Source organism: Marivita cryptomonadis (assembly GCF_002115725.1).
GTDB classification, from domain to species: domain Bacteria; phylum Pseudomonadota; class Alphaproteobacteria; order Rhodobacterales; family Rhodobacteraceae; genus Marivita; species Marivita cryptomonadis.
This window is the reverse complement of the sequence record NZ_JFKD01000011.1, coordinates 127528-148591: the sequence shown is the minus strand read 5'-3', so window position 1 is coordinate 148591 and position 21064 is coordinate 127528. Positions and strand designations below refer to the sequence as shown.

The 21064-nt window shown below is 59.3% G+C and carries 20 protein-coding genes; 16 read left to right on the top strand and 4 right to left on the bottom strand.

The annotated features are described in order from the left end of the window. Positions 1-224 precede the first annotated feature (224 nt). On the bottom strand, positions 225-788 hold the full coding sequence (locus MCRY_RS13750; protein ID WP_176234511.1) for a PAS domain-containing protein: 564 nt from the start codon (positions 786-788) through the stop codon (positions 225-227). A 168-nt stretch (positions 789-956) separates the two neighbouring features. On the opposite strand from MCRY_RS13750, the gene MCRY_RS13745 reads away from it, so the two are divergent. The 7 genes from MCRY_RS13745 to tsf all read left to right on the top strand — a co-directional run bounded on the left by MCRY_RS13745 (position 957) and on the right by tsf (position 7447). Further along, positions 957-1847, top strand: a complete 891-nt coding sequence (locus MCRY_RS13745; RefSeq protein WP_085630818.1) for a YicC/YloC family endoribonuclease — start codon at positions 957-959, stop codon at positions 1845-1847. A gap of 3 nt (positions 1848-1850) precedes the next feature. Further along, on the top strand, positions 1851-2492 hold the full coding sequence (gene gmk / locus MCRY_RS13740) for a guanylate kinase (RefSeq protein ID WP_085630816.1): 642 nt from the start codon (positions 1851-1853) through the stop codon (positions 2490-2492). Continuing rightward, positions 2489-3010 (top strand): gamma carbonic anhydrase family protein, encoded by a 522-nt coding sequence (locus tag MCRY_RS13735; protein ID WP_085630814.1) that lies wholly within the window; start codon positions 2489-2491, stop codon positions 3008-3010. The genes gmk and MCRY_RS13735 overlap by 4 nt, the downstream gene beginning before the upstream one ends. Positions 3011-3100: 90 nt before the next feature. Further along, positions 3101-4405: a HupE/UreJ family protein gene (locus MCRY_RS13730; RefSeq protein ID WP_238939490.1), complete on the top strand. Its 1305-nt coding sequence runs from the start codon at positions 3101-3103 to the stop codon at positions 4403-4405. A gap of 130 nt (positions 4406-4535) precedes the next feature. Further along, positions 4536-5528, top strand: coding sequence for a glycosyltransferase family 2 protein (locus tag MCRY_RS13725; RefSeq protein ID WP_085630813.1), 993 nt, complete (start codon positions 4536-4538; stop codon positions 5526-5528). A 170-nt stretch (positions 5529-5698) separates the two neighbouring features. Then, entirely contained in the window at positions 5699-6478 is a 780-nt protein-coding gene (rpsB, locus tag MCRY_RS13720; protein ID WP_085630811.1) for a 30S ribosomal protein S2, read from the top strand. Positions 6479-6571: 93 nt separating this feature from the next. Next, entirely contained in the window at positions 6572-7447 is an 876-nt protein-coding gene (gene tsf / locus MCRY_RS13715; RefSeq protein WP_085630809.1) for a translation elongation factor Ts, read from the top strand. 317 nt (positions 7448-7764) lie between these two features. On the opposite strand, the gene MCRY_RS13710 is transcribed toward tsf, so the two are convergent. Further along, complete coding sequence (locus MCRY_RS13710) at positions 7765-8547, bottom strand: LuxR family transcriptional regulator (protein ID WP_238939840.1); 783 nt, start codon at positions 8545-8547, stop codon at positions 7765-7767. 170 nt (positions 8548-8717) lie between these two features. Between MCRY_RS13710 and MCRY_RS13705 the strand changes: the two genes are divergently transcribed. The 7 genes from MCRY_RS13705 to phoB all read left to right on the top strand — a co-directional run bounded on the left by MCRY_RS13705 (position 8718) and on the right by phoB (position 16780). Continuing rightward, positions 8718-10082 (top strand): ISNCY family transposase, encoded by a 1365-nt coding sequence (locus MCRY_RS13705; protein ID WP_085630807.1) that lies wholly within the window; start codon positions 8718-8720, stop codon positions 10080-10082. Positions 10083-10612: 530 nt separating this feature from the next. Beyond that, positions 10613-11653, top strand: a complete 1041-nt coding sequence (locus MCRY_RS13700) for a substrate-binding domain-containing protein (protein WP_085630805.1) — start codon at positions 10613-10615, stop codon at positions 11651-11653. An 87-nt stretch (positions 11654-11740) separates the two neighbouring features. Next, the gene (gene pstC / locus MCRY_RS13695) at positions 11741-13213 is read left to right on the top strand and encodes a phosphate ABC transporter permease subunit PstC (RefSeq protein ID WP_085630803.1); all 1473 of its coding nucleotides are present in this window, start codon (positions 11741-11743) and stop codon (positions 13211-13213) included. Further along, a complete protein-coding gene (gene pstA, locus MCRY_RS13690; RefSeq protein WP_085630801.1) occupies positions 13210-14532 on the top strand; it encodes a phosphate ABC transporter permease PstA in 1323 nt (440 codons plus the stop codon). Before pstC ends, pstA begins: the two co-directional genes overlap by 4 nt. A 15-nt stretch (positions 14533-14547) precedes the next feature. Beyond that, positions 14548-15345: a phosphate ABC transporter ATP-binding protein PstB gene (gene pstB, locus MCRY_RS13685; RefSeq protein ID WP_085630800.1), complete on the top strand. Its 798-nt coding sequence runs from the start codon at positions 14548-14550 to the stop codon at positions 15343-15345. Between the two features lie 4 nt (positions 15346-15349). Then, positions 15350-16087: a phosphate signaling complex protein PhoU gene (gene phoU, locus MCRY_RS13680; RefSeq protein WP_244897914.1), complete on the top strand. Its 738-nt coding sequence runs from the start codon at positions 15350-15352 to the stop codon at positions 16085-16087. A gap of 3 nt (positions 16088-16090) precedes the next feature. Further along, positions 16091-16780: a phosphate regulon transcriptional regulator PhoB gene (phoB, locus tag MCRY_RS13675; RefSeq protein WP_085630796.1), complete on the top strand. Its 690-nt coding sequence runs from the start codon at positions 16091-16093 to the stop codon at positions 16778-16780. A gap of 75 nt (positions 16781-16855) precedes the next feature. Here phoB and MCRY_RS13670 read toward each other — a convergent pair whose 3' ends face one another. Beyond that, the gene (locus tag MCRY_RS13670) at positions 16856-17905 is read right to left on the bottom strand and encodes an ATP-binding protein (protein WP_085630794.1); all 1050 of its coding nucleotides are present in this window, start codon (positions 17903-17905) and stop codon (positions 16856-16858) included. Beyond that, positions 17902-19083, bottom strand: coding sequence for a trans-sulfuration enzyme family protein (locus tag MCRY_RS13665; RefSeq protein ID WP_138488169.1), 1182 nt, complete (start codon positions 19081-19083; stop codon positions 17902-17904). Before MCRY_RS13665 ends, MCRY_RS13670 begins: the two co-directional genes overlap by 4 nt. A gap of 133 nt (positions 19084-19216) precedes the next feature. On the opposite strand from MCRY_RS13665, the gene MCRY_RS13660 reads away from it, so the two are divergent. Continuing rightward, positions 19217-20104 carry a PfkB family carbohydrate kinase gene (locus tag MCRY_RS13660; RefSeq protein WP_085630792.1) on the top strand — a complete coding sequence of 296 codons (888 nt, stop codon included), beginning with the start codon at positions 19217-19219 and terminating at the stop codon, positions 20102-20104. Position 20105: 1 nt separating this feature from the next. Next, positions 20106-21023 carry a pseudouridine-5'-phosphate glycosidase gene (locus MCRY_RS13655; RefSeq protein ID WP_085630790.1) on the top strand — a complete coding sequence of 306 codons (918 nt, stop codon included), beginning with the start codon at positions 20106-20108 and terminating at the stop codon, positions 21021-21023. Positions 21024-21064 lie beyond the last annotated feature (41 nt).

Here is a 21064-nt window from a genome sequence, read left to right as displayed (position 1 = left end):
ATTTACATGAATACACGGTGCCAGTAGTAACTATTGATGGCACTGAACCAGCGAATTGCAAAATCGCAAATTGAGCTTTTCCCATAGATCCATCAGAGCTAGACATTTGTCCGTTCAGTAGCTTCCGTCATTTTGGGTTCGAACCCGACATTGCGTTCGGAACTTCTGGTGTGTTTTTGCTTCGATACAAAGTGCGAATGTCAGCTCCGCAAGGTTTCACATGTTCATTGGTTGTCGACGACAAGCCGCAGATGCGGGCGACGTGTCGGGGCAGGGCGGAAGGTGATCGTTGCCACGCCAAACTGGCCGGGCTGTTCAATCGCTTCGCCCGTCAAAGCCAGTCCGCCGAGGAATTGCGTGACACGCCCACCTGTGTCTTTCAGTGGGTAAAGCATCAAACGCGCCGCCACGGTTTTGGTGGCTGCGTCGGTTCTGGATGTCAGCGCCACTTCAACCGCGCGGCGGGTGTCGCAACAGGTGGTCAGCGCATCGTTGAACGTGGCGCGATCCGCGTTCCGGATCAGCAGGCTCAGCGGCAGACCGTTGCAGCGTTGGCCTGACAGGTCCTCCACCGCGCCACCTGCCACGCGGATGCGGGCATGAGAGCGTCCAAAGCGCTTGGCCAGAAAAGCGTGATCCAGGGCGTCCTGAAACTGACCGGGATCGACATCAGACCAAAGCGGCAGATCTCCCTGCACGGCGAGGCCTGTCCAATAGGCGTCCAGTATGTCAAGTGCACGCGCCCCGTGCCTGGTCAATGCATGGTGTGTCATCGACATGATGATCATTGCGTGCCGTCCCATCCCAAGTGTCGACCCAAGGCGTACCATATTTCAGCCGCAATTTGGTCTTGGATCTTAACAAATGGTTAACTTCTCACGGCCCGCCATCGGCTTGCATCATATCGGCGCACAGCGTAACCCAACGCCTGACATCGGGGGAACGAGGACAAAGACATGCGTCAATCCATGACGGGTTTTGCGTCGGGGCAGGGAGAGGCATTGGGCCTCACCTGGACTTGGGATCTGCGCAGCGTGAACGCACGCGGCCTCGACATCCGGGTGCGGGTGCCGGATTGGGTCGACGGTCTGGAACAGACGCTTCGCGCGCTGGTCACCAAACGCGTGGCACGGGGCAGCGTGACGGTCTCGCTCCGGCTGCAATCCAGCGGCACCGAACCTGCACAGGAACTGAACGAGGCGCAGCTTGACCGCGTCTTGACCGCGATGATGCGGATCGAGGCCGAGGCGATGGCGCGGGGCTTATCGTTGACTGCGTCATCCGCCGCCGATTTGATTACGGTGCGCGGCGTCATGGACACTGCGCATCAGCAATCCGACCCAGCGGAAGTGCGTGCTGCACTGGTTGCGGATTTCGCCCCTGTTCTCGACAGTTTTATCGCCTCCCGGAACTCCGAAGGGGCGGCGCTTGAGGATGTGCTGAATGGGCAGGTGGACCAGATCGCGGCACTGGTATCGCAAGCCGATACTGTCGCTGAAGCCCGAAAAGACGAACAGGCGGACCGGATGCGCGCCGCTATGGCGCGTGTGATAGACGCGCACGACAGCGTTGACGAACAGCGTATCGCTCAGGAACTGGCATTGATCGCCGTCAAAGCTGACGTGACCGAAGAAATCGACCGGCTGCGCACCCATGTCGATGCGGCGCGATCCCTTCTTGGGGCCGGCGGCGCTGTGGGGCGCAAGCTGGATTTCCTGATGCAGGAATTCAACCGCGAGGCCAACACTCTGTGTTCCAAGGCTCAATCGGCGCAACTGACGGCGGTTGGGCTCGAATTGAAAACCGTCATCGAACAGATGCGCGAACAGGTCCAGAATGTGGAGTAAGCCATGATCAACCGACGTGGATTGCTGGTGATCTTGTCCTCGCCTTCGGGCGCGGGAAAATCGACCCTGTCGCGGCGTCTGCTGGATTGGGACGAAAGCCTCAGCTTTTCGGTCTCCGCCACCACCCGCGCACCGCGTCCCGGCGAAGTGGACGGTGAGCATTATCATTTCCTGAGCGAAGACGCCTTCAAACGCGACGTGAATAACGGTGACATGCTTGAACATGCACATGTTTTCGGCAATTTTTACGGCAGCCCGCGCAAGCCCGTTCAGACTGCGATCGACGCGGGCAATGACGTGTTATTCGACATCGACTGGCAAGGCGCGCAGCAGATCGTGAACTCGGCCCTCGGCCCACATACCCTGTCGATCTTCATTCTCCCGCCGTCGATCGAAGAACTGCGCCGACGTCTGGAAAGTCGGGGGCAGGACAGTGCCGAGACCATCGGCAAACGGATGCTCAAAAGCTGGGACGAAATCAGCCACTGGGGCAGCTACGACTATGTGCTGATCAATGATGATCTGGACCAGACTTTCGAGCGCCTGAAGACCATTGTCACAGCCACTCGCCTGCGGCGCTTGCAGCAGCCGGGCTTGGTGGATCACGTTCGCAAGCTCCAACAGGAATTCGAGGATCTGACATGACGCTCTACGTTTTGGACGGCATCGCGCCGGAAATCGCTGAAGACACTTGGATCGCGCCAGATGCAAACCTGATCGGGCGCATTGTCGTCGAAGGCGCAGCCAGCGTCTGGTTCTGTGCAACGTTGCGCGGCGACAACGAGGTGATCACCGTGGGCGAAGGCAGCAACATTCAGGAAAACTGCGTGCTTCACACCGATATCGGCTATCCGCTGACCATCGGCAAAGGCTGCACCATCGGTCACAAAGTCATGCTGCATGGCTGCACGATCGGCGACAATTCCCTGATCGGGATGGGGGCCACGGTGCTCAATGGTGCCAAGATCGGCAACAACTGCCTGATCGGGGCAGGGGCCTTGATCACCGAAGGCAAAGAAATCCCCGATGGGTCTTTGGTCATGGGTGTCCCCGGCAAGGTGGTGCGCGCGCTTGATGAAGCGGCCATTGAAGGTCTGCGCAAAAGCGCGCTTGGTTATCAGGCCAATATGCGCCGCTTCCGCGATGGGATGATTGCGCTTTAAGCGCCGATTTTTGTTCGGTTTCTTGAAACTTGTTCTTGAAGCCACGCGTGGATGCATCAACTTTCTCAGTTGGTCAAAAGGATGTGTGTCATGAAAGCGATTTGGGTCAGTCTGTGTTTGATGATGGCGGCTGCCATGGTGTCCGCCCACGAGGTGCGCCCGGCGATTGGTGATCTTGAAGTGGCCGAAGGTCAGGTGGACATCACTCTCACCCTGAACGGCGAAGCCTTGGTGGCTGATGTCAGCCTTGAAGGGATCGACAACACCGACGCATTGGACGCATCCGAAGAGGTGGATCGCCTCCGCGCGCTCGAGCCGGATGCCCTGAGAGCCGAGCTCGAGCCGCGGATGGCAGAATTCATTGATAGTCTAGAAGCTCAGATCGCAGGTGAGCAGCGCGCAGAGCTAAGCGTTTCAAGTATCGAAATAGACCCAGTTGGAAACGTTGAATTGCCGCGCGATACTGAAATCGTTCTTTCGGGTCCGATGCCAGAGTGGGCGGGAACTTTCAGCTTAACTTGGCCCGCAGCCTATGGCGCGCTGGTGCTGCGCCAGCAAGGCGTAAACGAGCCCTACACCGGGTATCTCGAAGGTGGGCAAAGCAGCGGACCGATCGCCATTGGCGGCGGGGATGAAGCCAGCGGCTGGATGACCTTCGCAACCTATATCCCGGTCGGCTTCGATCACATCCTTCCCAAGGGGCTGGACCATATCCTCTTCGTGCTTGGCCTGTTTTTCCTGTCCACGCGAATGACACCGCTGCTGTGGCAGGTCTCGGCCTTCACGCTGGCGCATACCGTGACGCTAGCCATGGCGGTGCTGGGCATCGTGTCCGTGCCGGGCAGCATCGTGGAGCCCCTGATTGCGGCCTCCATCGTCTATGTCGCGGTCGAAAACATCGTGTCCGACAAACTGAACCGTTGGCGACCTTTCATCATTTTCGGCTTTGGTTTGCTGCACGGTTTGGGCTTTGCCAGTGTTCTCGGCGAGTTTGGGTTGCCGGACGGGCAGGTTGTTCCGGCGCTGATCGGCTTCAACGTCGGTGTGGAACTGGGCCAGCTGACCGTGATCGCCATTGCCTTCATCCTCGTCTGGTATGCGATCCGCGTCGATCGCGGCGAGGCGGATGTTGCCCCCGCACAGGGGCTCTACGCCGTGCTGGCGGTGATCTTTGTGGGGCTGGGCTTTGCGATGAACACGCCCGGTTTCCAAGAAATCATGGGCGCATCTGCGATGGTGTTCTTCTGGCCGCTTGCCGCACTTTCCGTGCTTTGCGCGGTGTCGGCCACTCTGGTCGATCAACTTGACGCCTACCGCCGCTATGTCGCGGTGCCGGCGTCGGCGGCCATTGCGCTGGTGGGTGCATATTGGTTCGTGGAACGGGTGTTTCTGTAACTCCAATCATCGCTTGACGGGTCGGCCCAAAGGTCACAGGCCGACCCGTGGCGTTGAACGCCCGTTGTGTCACGTGGGCGACCTGCGCTAGCGTTGACGCAACGAGCAGTCGAATAACGGCAGTCACACCATGACAGGCGGTTCCACCATGCCCACCTCTGGGCTTGTCAGTTGTATGCGCAACGAAGCGCCGTTCCTTCTGGAATGGGTGGCATATCATAGCTTGCTGGGGTTCGACCGCATCTTTGTCTACACCAATGCGTGCACGGACGGCACTGATCTGATGCTGGAACGGTTACAGCAGATGGGTGTCCTCACCCATCTGCACAATCCCATGTCCAAGGGGCTTGGTCCGCAGGAATCGGCGATGCAGCACTTCCTGTCGCTGGACGATGTGCAGCAGCTTGACTGGGTTCTACATATTGACGCGGACGAGTTTCTGAACGTGCAGGCCGGGCAGGGCAGGATTGCCGACCTGCTGGCTGTAGCGGGATCTGCGGATGTGATGGCGCTCATGTGGCGGCCTTTTGGGAACAACGGGTTGACCCGCTGGACCGGAGGCAGCGTGCTTGACACTTTCACCGCCACGCAAGCCCGACCTCGCGCGCCGAACGCGCAGCACAAAAGCCTGTTTCGGCCGCGCAGTTTTGGTGCCGCAATCGACCATATGCCGAAAGAGCCGCTGTCCGGGGACGTGTGCCTTGTCAACAGTGCGGGCGTCACGTGTGACCCGCGCGCCTTGTTCAGCCGCCATCAGGCACGCTACCGGATGCCAGTCGAAAACCTGAGCTGGGACAACGCCTATATCAACCACTATGCCATCCGCTCTGACGACATCTTTCTGATGAAGAACGTGCGGGGTGATGGCATGGGTCGCGTCAGTGAAAAGTATTTCCTCAATTCCAAATTCTATCGCCGTCAGAACAAGAATGGCGGACAGGACACCTCGATCCTACGGCACCGGGATGCCCTGAACGCGCGGATGACCGAGTTCATGGCCGATCCTGTCCTCGACTTCCTGCAGACTCAGGCACTCAGCGCGTTTATCCGAACGCGTGACAGGGTGCTGACGCCGGAACGCATCGCGGAATGGACAGCACCAGAACCCGTCGCCCAAGGCTGATCGCTGGCCCGGTCCCTGAGGGCTTGCGCACCGCGCAAACCCCCGCTATACGCGCGCCACTGACACCACAGGCGGGGTCGGGCCTTTGGGGGAGACATCCCCAAATGTCCACCGGTTGGCCACAAGGCTGATACCCCCGCTGAGGATTGAAACCGGAAAGGATAACGACAATGGCTCTTCCAGAGTTCACATTGCGCCAACTGCTTGAAGCAGGCGTACACTTCGGCCACCAGACGCAGCGTTGGAACCCCCGTATGGGCGAGTTCATCTACGGCGCGCGCAACGGCATCCACATCATGGACCTCACGCAGACCGTTCCGATGCTCGACGCAGCACTGAACGTGATCCGCGAAACCGTCGCGAAAAACGGCCGTATTCTCTTCGTCGGCACCAAGCGTCAGGCACAGATGCCGATCGCGGAAGCCGCTGAAAAGTGTGCCCAGTACTATATGAACCATCGCTGGCTGGGCGGCACGCTCACAAACTGGCAGACCGTTTCCAAGTCGATCCAGCGTCTCAAGCAGATTGACGAGCAAATGGCGAACGGCGCCGAAGGCCTGACCAAGAAAGAGCGTCTGGGCATGGAGCGTGAGCAGGGCAAACTGCAAGCGTCGCTCGGCGGTATCCGCGAAATGGGCGGTGTGCCGGACCTGCTGTTCGTCATCGACGTCAAGAAAGAAGCACTGGCCGTGGCCGAAGCCAACAAGCTGGGTATCCCGGTTGTGGCAATTGTCGACACCAACTGCTCGCCTGCTGGCGTAGACTACATCATCCCGGGCAACGACGACGCCGCCCGCGCGATCAGCCTCTACTGTGACCTCGTGTCCCGTGCAGCGCTTGACGGCATGACCGCCCAGATGGGTGCTGCCGGTGTTGACCTTGGCGCGCTCGAAGAGGCACCGGTCGAAGAAGCGCTGGCCGAAGCCACAGCAGAAGACGCGACCGCGTAAACGCGCGTTACCGCGCCGTTACATCGATATGACAGGGCAGGGCCGTTGAACAAACGGCCCACCACGCCCGAATTTGAAATGAGGAGAGCCAAGATGGCGATCACAGCAGCACTCGTGAAGGAACTGCGCGAACTGACCAGCGCAGGTATGATGGACGCAAAGAAGGCGCTTGTCGAAACCAACGGTGACATGGAAGCCGCCGCTGACTGGCTGCGCACCAAGGGTCTGGCCAAAGCCGCCAAGAAATCCGACCGCACTGCGGCCGAAGGTCTTGTGGCTGTCAAGGTCGATGGCGGCAAAGGCGTTGCTGTCGAAGTAAACTCGGAAACCGATTTCGTCGGCAAGAACGCGGAATTCCAGGCGATGGTCGATGCCATTTCCGGCGCCGCGCTGACTGCAAGCGATGTCGAAGATCTGAAAACCACAACTGTTGGTGGCAAAACCGTTCAAGACATGATCACCGACAAGATCGCCACAATCGGCGAGAACATGTCGCTGCGTCGCATGTCCACGCTCGAAGGTGGTCAGGTCGTGTCTTACGTGCACAACGCTGCGGCGGACGGCATGGGCAAGATCGGTGTTCTGGTTGCGCTGTCGGCTGAAAACGAAGCCTTCGGCAAGCAGGTTGCGATGCACATCGCGGCCGTGAACCCGGCGTCGCTGTCCTCGGCTGACCTTGATCCGTCGGTTATCGAGAAAGAGCGTCAGATCCAGATCGACATCGCACGCGAGTCGGGCAAGCCCGAGCAGGTCATCGAAAAGATGATCGAAGGCCGCATGAAGAAGTTCCTCAGCGAAGTCACACTGCTGGGTCAGGCTTTTGTGGTTAACCCGGACCTGACCGTCGAAGATGCGGCCAAAGAAGCTGGTGTTGAAATCACTGGTTTTGTTCGCCTCGAAGTTGGTGAAGGCATCGAGAAAAAGGTCGAAGACTTCGCAGCCGAGGTTGCAAAGGCCGCTCAAGGCTAAGTCTCTGATCTACGACTGAAAAAGGAAGCGGCGCTGTTGAAATGAACAGCGCCGCTTTTTTGCGGGAGCAATGGACACACATCATATTGGGGATGATGTGGCCCCTCGGCTTGTGACGGCAATCAACCGGGACAGGTCTTTGCCACAACACACCAAGTGACTTTCGAATGAGACCCGCAGAGCCAAAGCAATATCATGGGTGCGGGTCCCGCGTTCCTTGGCTAAAATTGCCACCACTCACGGAACATCACCACTGTGCCAAGTTACGCTGGGTCAAGGAAGTCAGGATTTCCAGACCTCACAGTTTTTTCACGCCTCTAGCGGTCGGTGATAAACATCTGATTTTGCAGCGCTGCTTTCAGAACCGCTTGCGCCGTGGTGTCGACGTTCAACGCCTCACGCGCAAGGCGCAGATGCTTTTCCACGGTCGCTGGCGTCAGCCCCATGATGGTCGCGATGTCCTGCGTGGTCTTTCCGCCGCCGACCCATTCCAGCGCTTCACGCTGCCGCTTGGTCAGCGATTGATTCGGCGGAGTATAGGGCAGGGTGAGGATCTTCAGATGCACGATGTTGTTCATCAGTTGGATCAGTTCGCCGGATTGATCCCACAGCGCGTCTACATCCTTTTGCGACAGACCGTCCCGCGCAATCAGCGCAATGGCGCCTTTGGCGCGATCCGACAGGCTGCGAAAGCTGATCGAATAGCCTGCCGTGATCTTGTGCTGTGCATTGAAGTTCAGAATACGCTTTTCGTCATCGGTGACGGTTCCGCTCTGCATCATCATCTGCAGCACCGACCAGCTTGCCGCGCCGTCATTGTCCAGAGCCCAGCGCACCATTGGCGCCGAACGGTACATGCCTTCGTTGACGAACGCATTCACATAGGCTGTGTCGATATTCGAAAGGACGATGAAATCATCCGGGTCGCCAAGCGAAGTTGCGGTGCGAAACCGTGTGAAGCCATAGAGCAAGCGATCAAAGCCGCAGTCTGCCATGCGACGGCAGTGAAGGTCCCACAGCTCTTCGATGCTGTTGGAATGCGTCAGGTCCAAAAGGGCTGCGTTTTGTTCGGGTGTCATGAGGTTTTGCCGAAGGTTCATCTGTATGCTCTAAGTTGCGAAACTGGGGTTTGTCCAGAAACAGATGCGTATCGTTATTACATAATACTGATTATGCGACTTATGGGTGTGTAGCCGCAAAGCTAAAATGTCACCCATGAGCAATTCAGGAATGTCACTCTGCCCTCAAAAATGACTGAGGGTGAACTGACATGGGATGGGTGGTTATGAGCGCGCGCGAGTTGAACCGAGTGGAGGTCCTGGCGCAGGTCGATGATGGTAGGTTGAGCATCGATCATGCGGCGAGCATGTTGGACCTGACGCGTCGGCAGATTTTCCGGCTGTTGAAGCGGTATCGTCAGGACGGCGCGTCAGCGATCCGGCACAAGGCGCGCGGCAAACCCCCGAACAACCGCATCCATCAAGCCAAGCGCGATTACGCTCTGAGCCTTATCAAAGAGGATTACGCGGATTTCGGGCCTACATTGGCTACTGAGATGCTGGCTGAACATCACGGGTTGAAGGTTTCGCGTGAGACTGTTCGCAAATGGATGGTTAAAGATGGGATTTGGCTATCCCGCAAACAACGACGCACATTCCATCAGCCCAGACTGCGCCGGGAATGCTACGGCGAGCTGATCCAGATCGATGGGTCTGATCATCGGTGGTTCGAGGATCGGGGCGATCCCTGCACCCTGCTCGTCTTCATCGACGACGCGACCAGCACGTTGATGGAACTACGATTTGTGACGTCGGAGAGCACGTTCAGTTATTTCGAAGCCCTGGAGAGCTATCTGCTGAAGCACGGTCGCCCGGTCGCATTTTACAGCGATAAGCACACTGTCTTCCGCGTACCAAAGCCCAATGAACACATGACGGGCATGACGCAATTCGGGCGTGCCTTGGCAGAGCTGAACATCGAGATCATCTGTGCCAATTCATCCCAAGCCAAAGGGCGTGTCGAACGCGCGAACCGAACGTTGCAGGACAGGTTGGTCAAGGAGCTGCGCCTTGCGGGTATCTCCAACATGGAAGATGGCAACGCATTCCTGGTGGGCTTCGCTGAACGCTACAACGCGAAGTTTGCAAAGGCCCCAGCCAAGCCGGACAACCTGCATCGTGCTTTGAACATCGAGCCGGATCGCCTCGCGGAAGTCTTTTGTCTCCGCGACAAACGCTATGTCACCAAGGACCTGACGCTGAAGTATGACCGCAAGCGCATCCGGTTGGAGGTCAATGATCTGACGCGTGGCTTGGTCGGCAAATACGTAGATGTCTACGAGATGCCGGACGGGCGCATCCAGGTGCGTGCCAAAGGCGTTGCCCTACCCTGCAGCATCTTCGACCCGCATCAGCAGCGGGTTACCCACGCAGCAATCACCGAGAACAAACATCTCAGCGCTGTGCTGGCCCACATCAAGAAAGAACAGGAGAAGGCCGCGTCTCCGCCGAAGGTCAAACCCGTTAGCGCAAAGAACAATTACAAAAAGAACGGGCGCCGGAACACTGGCTGGAACAGCCTTGCAGACCAAAAGCGTATCGCAGACCGCAAAGCCAGCCAGGGCTGCGATATCTGAGGTCTCCGCCCTGTCAGGCTTTGCTCCCGTCATCGTCCTTGGTGACACTTCTGCTTTGCGAGCCAGGTGACATTTCTACTTGGTTGCAACATGGGTGCCGATATGACGCACAATAATTACATGTTAACAAAGCGTTAAATAGCAAATTTAATGTTTAATGCGCAGCTCTGGTTTTGACCAACCTCCTGATAAGTCCTGCGTTCAGCCCCCTCCGGTCAAACACATGTGTTTCGGGAATCGCCCCGGAACCGAGTCGCGCCGGATGTTACACAAACGGCAGGTATCCTGCGTTCACCAACCTCCGATCAACCTTATTTCGATCCCAGGCTTCACCTTCCGCAGCGTAAGGGAAAGAATTTTAAACAAAATAAAACAATGTGTTGGGATGCGCAGCCGCCATTTATGCTGATGCAGTGACCTGTGTCATAAAACCGTTACGTAACTGTCACAAAAGCATGGCCGAACATGAATAGACCCACCGCCAACGGTCATCAGGGGATGGCCGAGAGATATCCAACCAAGGAGCTGACATCATGTCCGTAAAACTCTCTGTATCGGCGCTTGCTATCGCTGCCGTTTCCGCAACAGCAGCCGCAGCGCGTGACAACGTGCAGGTTGCAGGGTCGTCCACCGTCCTGCCCTACGCGTCCATCGTGGCCGAGGCATTTGGCGACAACACAGACTTCCCGACACCGGTTGTCGAATCCGGCGGTTCGTCCTCGGGCCTCAAGCGCTTCTGCGAGGGCGTTGGCGAAAACACTATCGACGTAGCAAATGCTTCCCGCGCAATCCGCGAAAGCGAAGTTGCCGTTTGTGCCGAAAATGGCGTAACCGACATCATCGAAGTGCGCATCGGCTATGACGGCATCGTGTTTGCCTCGCAGCAGTCCGGTCCTGCCTTCACCGCGTTCGAACCCGCCGACATCTTCAACGCCATCGGCGCGAAGGTTCTGAAAGACGGCGCGATCGTAGACAACACGCACACCACATGGTCCGAATTCAACGCCGACTTCCCGGATGCGGAAATCGCGATGTTCATTCCGGGCACCAAGCACGGCACACGTGAAGTGTTCGAAGAAAAAGTGCTGCTGATCGGTTGTGAAGCAACTGGCGCAATGGAAGCCATGATCGCTGGCGGCATGTCGGAAGACGACGCAGAAGATGCTTGCCTTGACGTGCGTCAGGACGGCAAGTCGGTTGACATCGACGGCGACTACACCGAAACCCTCGCCCGTATCGACGCCAACACCAACGGCATCGGCGTGTTCGGCCTCGCGTTCTACGAGAACAACACCGACAAGCTGAAAGTGGCCACAATGTCCGGCGTTGAGCCGACCACTGCCACCATCGCTTCTGGTGAGTATCCGGTCTCCCGCCCGCTGTTCTTCTACGTGAAGAAAGCCCATATCGGCGTGATCCCGGGCCTCAAGGAATACGCACAGTTCTTCATCTCCGACGATCTGGCAGGCCCGTCCGGCCCGCTCGCCAACTATGGCCTCGTATCCGACCCCGAGCTGGCAAAGACTCAGCAGATGGTTGCTGACGAAAAGGTCATGGGCGCAGACATGTGATCGTTTGACGATCTGAAACGACGGGAGGCGGCACATAACGCCGCCTCCCTTTTCTTATGACCATCGACTGACGACACTGGGGGCTCCATGCCATTACTTTGGCTTTTCCTGCTCGTACTCGCAATTGCAGCCGGGGCGTTTGTCCTTGCCCGCGCGCGCGTGATGGCACAGGCCGGACAGGACCGGCGCACCCTGCATTCTCTTCCGATCTACTACGGCAGCAATGCCGCGATGAAATCCGCGATCCCTGCCCTGTTGGTGCTGGTTCTGTGGCTTCTCGCGCAGCCGTTTTACGTGAACAACGCGGTCTCGGACATGATCCCCGAAAGCGCCATCGCTGACAGCTCATCGCGCGGACTTATCCTTGCCGAAGTGCGTCGCGCGGCGGACGGGCTGGATCTTGCAGTGTCCACCGGCGGCATGACCGAGAACGAAGCGCGCAACACACGGGCGGATATCTCGGACGTCACAGCGCGTCTGTCCGACGCTGGCGCCATTGTTACTTCGCAGATCACACAGCCGGTTCTGCGTGCTGCACAGCAGTTCCGTGTGCTCAACAGTGCCGGATATCAGATCATGTCTGCCGTGGTGTTGCTGATTGCCGCCGCAGGCGCGCTCTGGGGCTTCAAGGAAACCAAACCCGATTTCCGCGCCCGCAACGTGGTCGAACAGGGTGTCCGCGCCCTGCTCATCGCGGCGGCGTCCATCGCCATTCTGACCACGTTGGGCATCGTTCTGTCTTTGGTGTTCAACACCATCGAATTCTTCCGCCTCTACCCTGCCTCCGACTTTTTCTTCGGCACCAGTTGGGCACCCAGTTTTTCGGGGCGTGGTGGTTCGTCTGATCTGGGCATTCTGCCGCTGCTTTGGGGTACGTTCTACATCTCTATCGTGGCTTTGGTCGTCGCGGTTCCTATTGGTTTGTTCGCGGCGATCTACCTGTCCGAATACGCAAGCTCGAGGGTTCGCGCGTTTGCCAAGCCCATGCTCGAAGTGCTGGCCGGTATTCCGACCATCGTATACGGCCTCTTCGCCCTGCTCACAGTTGGCCCACTTCTGGTGCAGGTTTTCGGTGATGACGGTCTGGGTTGGATGCAGGCAGGCACTGCCGTAATGACCGCCGGTCTGGTTATGGGGATTATGCTGATCCCGTTCGTGTCGTCCCTTTCGGACGACATCATCAACGCTGTGCCCCAGTCGATGCGTGACGGGTCATATGGGTTGGGCGCCACACAATCGGAAACCATCCGCCAGGTCGTCATTCCAGCCGCCCTGCCCGGCATCGTCGGCGCGATCCTGCTGGCCGCCAGCCGCGCCATTGGGGAAACCATGATCGTCGTTCTGGGCGCAGGTGCCGCCGCGCGTCTGTCACTCAACCCGTTCGATGCAATGACCACCGTCACCGCCAAGATCGTGTCGCAGTTGACAGGTGACTCTGACTTTGCATCGCCCGAAGCACTGGTGGCCTTCGCCCTTGGGATGACGCTCTTTGTCATCACCCTCGGGCTTAATGTCTTGGCGCTCTACATCGTGCGCAAATACCGGGAGCAGTACGAATGACCGACGCAAGCATGGACAATGTTCCCGTCAAAGGCAGCCTGACAACCGTCGACGCCCGCACCAAAAAGCGCAATGCTGCCGAAAAGCGGTTCAAGGCATATGGCTTGGTCGCGATCATGATCGGCCTGTTCTTCCTTGTCGTGCTGGCAGTGTCGATCCTGCGCTCCGGCCTACCGGCCTTCACACAGGCGGAAGTGCGCGTCGAATTCACGCTGACACAAGCGCAGTTCGACGAGGCCGAAAGCCAGATGCTCAAGACCAAGGCGTATGAGAACTTCTTTATCGCGGCACTGCAAAGCCAGCTTGAAGAACGCGGTCTGGACGTGAGCTTTGATCCTGCTGCTATCGAACGCCTACTTGGCAAGACGGGCAGCACGATCCGTGAATATTTCCGCGAGAACCCGGACCAGATTGGAACTCCGGTCACGTTCAACCTCGCTGCATCCTCGCGCGTGGACGGCTATTTTAAAGGCCGCGTCAGCCGCGACACCGTGGTCGACAGCCGCTTTCTCGAAGTGACGGACCTTGATCTGGTGGATGCCTTGGCCGACGCCGGGATCATTATCACCGCGTTCAACTGGAACTTCATCACCGGATCGGACTCCGGTGTGGACAACCCCGGTGGCGCTGGCATCGGCGTGTCGGTGATCGGTTCGTTCTTCATGATGCTGGTGGTGCTGGCGCTGTCGCTGCCCATCGGCGTGGCCGCGTCGATCTATCTTGAGGAATTCGCGCCGCAAAACTGGTTCACCGACTTGATCGAAGTGAACATTTCCAACCTCGCTGCGGTGCCCTCCATCGTCTTTGGTATCCTTGGCCTTGCTGTATTCATCCAGTTCATGCACCTGCCCCAATCGGCCCCGCTGGTCGGTGGTCTGGTGCTGACATTGATGACCTTGCCGACGATCATCATCTCGACCCGCGCGTCACTGAAATCGGTGCCGCCGTCGATCCGCGAAGCGGCCTTGGGCGTCGGCGCATCCAAGATGCAAACCGTGTTCCACCACGTCCTGCCGCTTGCCGCGCCGGGCATCCTGACCGGCACCATCATCGGTCTGGCACAAGCGCTTGGCGAAACCGCGCCATTGCTGCTGATCGGCATGGTCGGTTTCATCGCCCGCGCCTATCCCGAAGGTGTCGTGTCCGGTTTCATCGATCCCAACTCTGCGATGCCCGCTCAGATCTACACATGGGCCGCCCGCGCCGATGCGGGCTTCTACGAAAAAGCCTGGGGCGGGATCATCATTCTGCTCATCTTCCTGCTGACGATGAACATCATCGCCATCATTCTGCGCCGTCGCTTTGAGCGTCGCTGGTAAACTGGACCCTGCCCCATGTACGATATACCACACCACACACAGGAGACCGCCGTGACGGACGTCAAAATCAAAGCCAAAGACGTACAGGTCTATTACGGTAACAACCACGCGATCAAAGACGTGTCGGTCGAGATCGAGAACAACACGGTTACTGCTTTTATCGGCCCCTCGGGTTGCGGCAAGTCGACGTTCCTGCGCTGCCTGAACCGGATGAACGACACGATCGACATCTGCCGCGTTGAAGGCGATATCCTGATCGACGGCGACGACATCTATGACAAGCGGGTCGATCCGGTGCAGCTCCGTGCCAAGGTGGGCATGGTGTTCCAGAAGCCGAACCCGTTCCCAAAGTCGATCTACGACAACATCGCCTATGGCCCCCGCATCCATGGCATGGCCCGCAACAAGGCCGAGCTGGATGATATCGTCGAACGCGCCCTGCGTCGCGGCGCCATCTGGGACGAGGTCAAGGACCGCTTGCAAGCGCCGGGCACAGGCCTGTCCGGTGGTCAGCAGCAGCGCCTCTGCATCGCACGCGCCGTGGCGACCGAACCCGAAGTGCTGTTGATGGACGAACCGTGCTCGGCGCTCGACCCGATTGCGACAGCGCAGGTCGAAGAACTGATCGATGAGCTGCGCCAGAACTACGCCGTGGTGATCGTGACCCACTCCATGCAACAAGCCGCGCGGGTCAGTCAGAAGACCGCGTTCTTCCACCTCGGCAATCTCGTGGAATATGACGACACGTCGAAGATTTTCACGAACCCCGAAGACAGCCGCACCGAAAGCTACATCACCGGACGGATTGGATAAGATCGTGACACCAACCAAAGACCATATCTCAAGCGCCTTTGACCGCGATCTTGAGGGCATTCAGGCCCGCATCATGAAAATGGGCGGTCTGGTCGAACAGGCGATCCTTGACGCTGCTCAGGCGCTGGAAACCCGCGATCAGGAGCTGGCCGAACAGGTTCGCGCCAATGACCGCGTGATCGACGAGCTGGAAGAACTGCTCAACGAAGAAGCCGCCCGCGTCATCGCCCTGCGCGCCCCTACCGCCATTGACCTGCGGGTGATCCTGTCGGTGATGCGCATGAGCGCCAATCTTGAACGGATCGGTGATCTGGCCAAGAACCTGGCCAAGCGCAATGCGGTGCTCATGAGCATGCCTGCGATCAACGGCTCGGCCGCCCAGTTGCGGCGTATGTCGCGCGACGTGCAGATCATGCTGAAGGATGCGCTTGATGCCTATATCCAGCGTGATGATGCGCTGGCCCGCGACGTGATCGAACGCGATGTGGACATTGACCAGATGTACAACACGCTGTTTCGCGAATTCCTGACCTTCATGCTGGAAGACCCGCGCAACATCACACCCTGCATGCACCTGCATTTCATCGCCAAGAACGTGGAACGTATGGGCGACCACGTGACGTCTATTGCCGAACAGGTCGTGTTTCTTGTGACTGGCGAAAAGCCGGAAGAACCGCGCCAGAAGGAAGACCTGACGTCTACCGATGTTGACCTGTCTCCGGCAACGAACCGAGGGGCATAAGACATGAACAGCGTCCAGCCGACAGTTCTGGTCGTCGAAGATGAACCCGCGCAGCGCGAGGTTCTGGGCTACAATCTCGAAGCTGAGGGCTTCCGCGTCGCAAAGGCCGAGAATGGTGAAGAGGCGCTGATCCTCGTTGACGAGGAACAACCCGATATCATCGTGCTGGATTGGATGCTTCCGAATGTTTCGGGCATCGAAGTGTGTCGCCAACTCAAGACCCGTGCCGACACGCGCAACGTGCCGATCATCATGCTGTCGGCTCGGTCCGAAGAGGTCGACCGCGTTCGGGGGCTTGAAACCGGGGCGGATGATTATGTGATCAAGCCCTACTCTATCGTAGAACTCATGGCCCGGGTGCGGGCGCAGCTTCGGCGCACCCGTCCGGCCGCGGCGGGCTTGCGCCTCGAATACGAAGACATCGTGCTCGATGCTGAAACCCACCGGGTGTTGCGGGACGGCGCAGAGGTCAAGCTGGGTCCGACGGAATTCCGCCTGTTGTCCACCTTGATGGAAAAGCCGGGGCGTGTTTGGTCTCGGGAACAGTTGCTCGACCGGGTCTGGGGGCGTGATATCTATGTCGATACGCGTACGGTGGATGTGCATATCGGACGCCTGCGGAAATCCCTGACAGGTACCGGTGGCGCAGACCCGCTGCGGACGGTACGCGGTGCGGGATATTCACTGGGCTAAGCCACATTCGGGAATGATGCGTCAACGCATCACCCGTTTCCGTTGCCGGAAACGATCAGGCGCTCATTCCCCCGCTTAGTCTTGCTGACCTTGCAGTGGCAGGATCACCGTAAAGGTAGTGCCCTTGCCTTGCTGGCTTTCGACCTGCAAGCGCCCGCGATGGCGGTTGACGATGTGTTTGACGATCGCCAAACCAAGACCGGTCCCCCCAAGTTCACGCGACCGGTGGCTGTCGACGCGGTAGAACCGTTCGGTCAATCGCGGCAAATGCACCGCCTCGATGCCCGGCCCCGTGTCGCTGACCTCGATCCGAACGCCCTGCCCGCGCAGACGGCTTTCGTAATCCGGTGTACCTAAACTGATCCGCACACATGTGCCGCGACCGGAATATTTGATCGCGTTCTCGATCAGGTTGGTCAGAACCTGCCGCAATTGATCGGAATCTCCCGGCACCGTCACAGTTGTCTCCGGGAGGTGCAGCGACATCTCGATCCCCGCATCCTCTGCCAGTTGCGCAAGGCTGTGGCGCGTCTGTTGCAGCACCGTCGACAGATCAACCGGATCGACCGGGCGCACCCGTTCATCCGCCTCGACGCGGCTAAGAGACAGAAGGTCCGACACCAGCCGGTTCATCCGCTCGGCCTCGGCCCCCATGATCCCAAGAAACCGTTCCTGCGCCTTGGTGTCGTTGCGCGCCGGGCCTTGCAGCGTTTCGATAAACCCCAATAACGCGGTCAACGGCGTACGCAGCTCGTGGCTCACATTGGCCACAAAATCGCGCCGCATCTGGCCGGCCTGTTCCATCGGCGTGATGTCTTCAAAAGACACCAGAACACCCTGACGCCCCTGCATCGGCACAGCGCCACAGGTCACGCGATAAGTGATGTCGTGTTGCCCGTCATTGGTCAGGTACCGGGTTTCCCGCATCGTTCCTTCGCGCTGCACCTGCTCGATTGTGTCCAGCAGAGTCGGTTGGCGCAGCGCGGTGATAAAGTGCCGCCCCTCGATATTCTTGCCAAGCAGCTTTTCCGCAGCGGCGTTAACGGCGAAAATCCGGTCATCCGGCGCGATCAGAACCGCCGGAATGCCCAGAACCATCAGAATATCGCGGGGAGCGGCTGTCATTTTGCAGCAGCCACCGCAGCAAGCCCCGCATCGAAAGCGGCCATCAGGGCGTCCGGATCTTCAAGGCCGACAGACACGCGGAAGAAACCCTCGGTCATGCCCTGTGCGGCGCGGGCTTCAGGTGTAAGGCCCCGATGCGATGAACTGGCCGGATGTGACAGAGTCGTGCCGACATCGCCCAAGGTCGGGGCAAAGGCGACTTGATGTGCCCCTTGGGTAAACGCATTGGCCTCGGCCCGTCCGCCGTCGAGTTCGAAGCTGACCATGTTACAGCCCCGTCCCTGCAAAAGCCCCTGCGCGCGGGCGCGGTCGGGGTGATCGGGACGCGTCGGATACAGCACGCGCTTCACCAAAGGCTGGGACGCCAGATGATCAGCCAACCGCGCTGCGTTTGATTCCGCCCGGTCAAAGCGCAGATCGAACGACATCAGCCCCCGTTCTGCCAGCCAGCAATCGAACGGGCTTGGCGTCATGCCTGTTGTGACAGCAAAATCGTAGATCGCCTTGGCATCCGCTGCTTCGCGCGTGGCCACCCATCCGAGTGTCACATCAGAATGACCGGCAAGCAGCTTGGTCACCGAATGCAGCACCACATCTGCGCCCAGTTCAAACGGTTTGACAGCGCGCGGCGTGGTGAACGTGTTGTCCACAACCAAAAGCACTCCCTTTTCGCGACAGAGATCGGCAATCCCCTGCACATCCGCGATCCGCAGTGTCGGGTTCGACACCACCTCGATCAGCACCAAACGCGTGTTGGGGCGCAGCGCCGCCGCCATCGCCGCCGCATCTGTCGGATCGGCCAGCGATGTCTCGATCCCCAGACGCGGCAGGTCGTCCCGCATCATCCGCAAGCTGCGTCCATAAAGCTGGTCACCGCCCACCACATGATCGCCCGCCTTGCACAGACCAAGCAGAACTGCCGTCACTGCCGCCATGCCAGACCCCAGCACGATGCCGGGAACTGGGGCGCCTTCCATGGCGTCGATGCGGCGCGCCAAGACATCCGCATTGGGATGTCCCTCGCGCGCATAGGTGTACCCCTCGGTGCGGCCCTCGTACTGATCGTCCAGCTGATCCGGGGTTGTGCTGGCGTACACCACAGACGGCATCAGCGGCGTCACCACAGGTGTGGAGGCGGTAAAAGGAAGGCCGCCGGGGCGCATCAGAGTAGGTTTCATCATTGTCGCAAAACTCCGTTCAATTCTGTGCGCAGGCCTGCCACAAAGCGCGGGCGGCAACAATGGGCGGCGCGACGGCACGTTCTGCAATCCCGCTCTTGCGCTGGCATATCACTCGGGCGATGACGGGCACATGACACAGCGTCCAGATATCCTTTGCATCGGCTCCGTCCTGTGGGACGTGATCGGCAGGTCCGACCGCCATATGAAACACGGCTCGGATGTGCCCGGCCACATCACCCGCTTGCCCGGTGGCGTGGCGCTGAACATTGCGATGACCCTGGCGCGCTTCGACCTGTTGCCTGCCTTGCTGAGCGTTGTTGGACGTGATCCCGAAGGCCACGAACTTGTCGCGGCCTGTGACCGGCTTGGCTTGATCACCGATCATCTCTACCGCTCGGATGACTTGCCGACCGATCAATACATGGCGGTCGAAGGCAAGAACGGCCTGATCGCCGCCATCGCGGATGCGCATTCGCTGGAACAGGCGGGGGACAAGATCCTGCGCCCGTTGATCACCGGGCCTGTGGGTTTTGTCGAAGCCCCCTTCCCCGGTCCCATCGCGCTGGATGGCAACCTGACCGAAGCGCTGCTGGACCAGATCGTGCACCACCCAGCCTTTGCCGCCGCCGATCTGCGTATCGCCCCCGCGTCACCGGGCAAAGCAGAACGGCTTCTGCCCTTCATTCGTGCGGGCAAAGGGGTGCTGTATGTGAACCTTGAAGAGGCTGGGCTGCTTTGCCAGACCGAATTCGTCAGCGCGCCACAGGCCGGTGCTGCTTTGATGGAACGCGGTGCAGCCCGTGCGCTGGTCACCGATGGTGGCAACGTCACCTGTGACGCAACCAAGGACGGCATCCTTGCCGAACGCCCACCCGAGGTGATGGTGACCCGCGTGACCGGCGCAGGCGACACCTTCATGGCCGCCCATATCGCATCCGAACTGCGCGGTGCGGACCGCCCCACAGCTTTGCACCGCGCCCTTGCCACTGCCGCTGCCTATGTCGCCGGAGGAACCTGACATGACCGCCCTGCCCCTTGATATCTCTGCCGCTGTTCAGGCTGCGCTTGACGCGGGCAAGCCTGTCGTCGCGCTGGAATCGACGATCATCACCCACGGGATGCCTTGGCCGCAGAACCTTGAAACCGCGCGTGCGATAGAAGACACGGTGCGCGACGCGGGCGCGGAACCCGCCACGATCGCAGTGATTGACGGGCGGCTTTGTGTCGGCCTCAGCGCGGGTCAGCTTGAAGCGCTGGCGCAGGCCAAACAGGTCGCCAAGCTCAGTCGCGCCGACATGGCGGTCTGTATGGCCAAGGGTGCCACAGGTGCCACAACCGTGGCCGCAACCATGATCGCGGCGCATATCGCGGGGATCGACGTGTTCGCCACCGGAGGCATCGGCGGCGTGCATCGTGGCGCAGACCAAAGCTTCGACATCTCCGCCGACCTTCAGGAATTGTCCCAAACCCCCGTCACCGTTGTGGCCGCGGGTGCAAAGGCCATCCTTGACCTGCCAAAAACCTTGGAGGTGCTGGAAACCCTTGGTGTTCCGGTCATGGCTTATGGTCAAGACGTGCTGCCCGCCTTCTGGTCGCGCGGCTCTACCCTCAAGGCACCGCTGCGCGCCGACACACCTGCCGAGATCGCCAAAGCCCATACCATGCGCGCCGCCCTTGGTTTGCCGGGGGGGCAATTGATCGCCAATCCGATCCCCCCCGAGGCCGAAATCCCGCACGCCGAGATCCACCCGATCATCGCCCGCGCCACGCAAGATGCCGAAGCGCATGGCATCTCGGGCAAGGCGCTCACCCCGTACCTGCTGCAACGCATTTTCGAGCTGACCGAAGGCCGTTCGCTCGACGCCAATATCGCACTGGTGCTGAACAATGCCCGTTTGGGGGCGCAAATTGCACAGGAATTGATGTCTCTGCGTTGAAAAACAGGATCTTGCCGCCTACCCCCATTGTAGACGGCAGT